The organism is Streptomyces sp. NPDC054863 (genome assembly GCF_053610825.1).
This window is the reverse complement of sequence record NZ_JBSGZD010000514.1, coordinates 1-2512: the sequence shown is the minus strand read 5'-3', so window position 1 is coordinate 2512 and position 2512 is coordinate 1. Positions and strand designations below refer to the sequence as shown.

Sequence of the window (2512 nt, the reverse complement as noted above, 5' to 3'; positions counted from 1 at the left end):
CCCCGTCTCAGACCTTCTTCACCAGGCTCGACTTGAGACGCATCGCCCCGAAGCCGTCCACCTTGCAGTCGATGTCGTGCCCGTCGACCGGGTCGACCAGCCGGATGCCCCGCACCTTGGTGCCCGCCTTGATCCCCGACGGGCTGCCCTTCACCTTGAGCGCCTTCACGACAGTCACACTGTCCCCGTCGTTCAGCACGTTCCCCACGGAGTCCCGCACGGCAGCCGGCCCCGAGTCACCGCCGTCGGCCGCCCCCTCCTGGGGCACCCACTCGTGCCCGCACTCCGGGCACACCACGAGGGCGTCCATCTCGTAGGTGTACTCACAGGAACATTCGGGGCAAGGGGGGAGGTTCTCCATCATTCGCCCAGCGTATCGGCCTGTGGGAGCAGGCCAGGACATGCAAAAAGACCCCAGATGAACTGGGGCCTTCTCTGTGGTGTCCGAGGGGGGACTTGAACCCCCACGCCCGATAAAGGGCACTAGCACCTCAAGCTAGCGCGTCTGCCATTCCGCCACCCGGACAAGGTGTCTGCCGTTCGGGGCTGTTCTGCGCTGTCCCGTTCCGACGTGGAAAACAATACCAGGGGTTTCGGGTGCCCGATCACCACCCTTCTCGTCCCCTCCCACCTGCGTGAACGGCACATTGCGGGGGTGGGCCCCCCTTGGGCGGCGGAGCCGGGAGCGGGAGGATGAGGGGGACCACCAGCAACGCAGTGGGAGGAAGCAGCGTGAGCGAGTCGAACACGACCCGGGCAGTGAGCGGCGAGGACGAGGTCGTCGACCTCTGCCGGGATCTCATCCGCATCGACACCAGCAACTACGGCGACCACTCCGGGCCCGGGGAGCGCAAGGCAGCCGAGTACGTCGCGGAGAAGCTCGCCGAGGTCGGCCTCGAACCGAAGATCTTCGAGTCCCACAAGGGGCGCGCCTCGACCGTGGCCCGCATCGAGGGCGAGGACCCGTCGCGGCCCGCGCTCCTCATCCACGGCCACACCGACGTCGTGCCGGCCAACGCGGAGGACTGGACGCACCACCCGTTCTCCGGCGAGATCGCCGACGGCTGCGTGTGGGGTCGCGGCGCGGTCGACATGAAGGACATGGACGCGATGACCCTCGCGGTCGTGCGCGACCGCATGCGCACCGGCCGCAAGCCCCCGCGCGACATCGTGCTGGCCTTCCTCGCCGACGAGGAGGCCGGCGGCACGTACGGCGCACGGCATCTCGTCGACAACCACCCCGGCCTCTTCGAGGGCGTCAACGAGGCCATCGGCGAGGTCGGCGGCTTCTCCTTCACCGTGAACGAGAACCTGCGCCTGTACCTCGTGGAGACCGCCCAGAAGGGCATGCACTGGATGCGGCTCACCGTCGAAGGGACGGCGGGCCACGGCTCCATGACCAACAGCGACAACGCGATCACCGAGCTGTGCGAGGCCGTCGGCCGACTGGGGCGCCACCAGTGGCCGGTCAGGATGACCAAGACCGTACGGTCCTTCCTCGACGAGCTCTCCGACGCACTCGGCACCCCCCTCGACCCCGAGGACATGGAGGCCACCCTCGCCAAGCTCGGCGGCATCGCCAAGATGATCGGCGCGACCCTGCGCAATTCCGCCGCCCCGACGATGCTGGGCGCCGGATACAAGGTGAACGTGATCCCGGGGCAGGCGACCGCCCACGTCGACGGGCGCTTCCTGCCCGGTTACGAGGAAGAGTTCCTCGCCGACCTGGACCGGATCCTCGGCCCCAAGGTCAAGCGCGAGGACGTGCACGGCGACAGGGCCCTGGAGACCAGCTTCGACGGGGACCTCGTCGACGCCATGCAGATCGCGCTCAAGGCCGAGGACCCCATCGCGCGGGCCGTCCCGTACATGCTCTCCGGCGGCACGGACGCCAAGTCCTTCGACGACCTCGGCATCCGCAGCTTCGGCTTCGCGCCGCTCAAGCTGCCCCCGGAGCTGGACTTCGCCGGCATGTTCCACGGCGTGGACGAGCGGGTGCCGGTCGACGGGCTCAAGTTCGGCGCCCGGGTGCTGGACCGGTTCATCGACAACTGCTGATGCCCGGGGTGACGGCTGAGGAAACGTATTGCTCAGCTATTCGCCCGCACGTGCTACTTGAATGAAAAGGGTGAATGGAGGGTCGGGGTCGTAGCCCCGCCGGTTTCTCTTCGTTACAGGTGATGCGGTCCGCGGCTGGGATCGCACCTTTCAACTAGGAGGAACAACAATGATCAAGAAGATCGTCGCTGCTGCGGCTGCTACGGGTGGCCTCGTTCTCGCGGGTGCGGGCATGGCCGTCGCCGACGCGGGTGCCCAGGGTGCCGCGCTGAACTCCCCCGGTGTGGTCTCGGGCAACGTCATTCAGGTCCCGGTCCACGTGCCGGTGAACGCGTGCGGTAACACGGTCTCCGTGATCGGTCTGCTGAACCCCACCTTCGGCAACACCTGCATCAACAAGTGACGCTGTGTGTATGACCCCTTGAGGGTCTGAAATTCCCGGGCGGCCCCGGAG

The 2512-nt window shown here is 67.5% G+C and carries 3 protein-coding genes and 1 tRNA gene; 2 read left to right on the top strand and 2 right to left on the bottom strand.

What is annotated here, in order from left to right:
* Positions 1–7 precede the first annotated feature (7 nt).
* Together ACWGIG_RS38415 and ACWGIG_RS38410 are read right to left on the bottom strand one after the other, a co-directional pair.
* On the bottom strand, positions 8–364 hold the full coding sequence (locus ACWGIG_RS38415) for a zinc ribbon domain-containing protein YjdM (RefSeq protein ID WP_453326367.1): 357 nt from the start codon (positions 362–364) through the stop codon (positions 8–10).
* 74 nt (positions 365–438) lie between these two features.
* A tRNA-Leu gene (locus tag ACWGIG_RS38410) sits at positions 439–526 on the bottom strand.
* 206 nt (positions 527–732) lie between these two features.
* Here ACWGIG_RS38410 and ACWGIG_RS38405 point away from each other — a divergent pair.
* Both ACWGIG_RS38405 and chpH read left to right on the top strand, forming a co-directional pair.
* Positions 733–2058, top strand: a complete 1326-nt coding sequence (locus ACWGIG_RS38405) for a M20/M25/M40 family metallo-hydrolase (protein WP_453326366.1) — start codon at positions 733–735, stop codon at positions 2056–2058.
* A gap of 169 nt (positions 2059–2227) precedes the next feature.
* Positions 2228–2461 (top strand): chaplin ChpH, encoded by a 234-nt coding sequence (gene chpH, locus ACWGIG_RS38400; RefSeq protein ID WP_453326365.1) that lies wholly within the window; start codon positions 2228–2230, stop codon positions 2459–2461.
* Positions 2462–2512 lie beyond the last annotated feature (51 nt).

Coding starts and splice junctions, on each gene's coding strand:
- chpH (WP_453326365.1), top strand. CDS start 2,228: ATGATCAAGAAGATCGTCGCTGCTGCGGCTGCTACGGGTGGCCTCGTT.
- ACWGIG_RS38415 (WP_453326367.1), bottom strand. CDS start 364: ATGATGGAGAACCTCCCCCCTTGCCCCGAATGTTCCTGTGAGTACACC.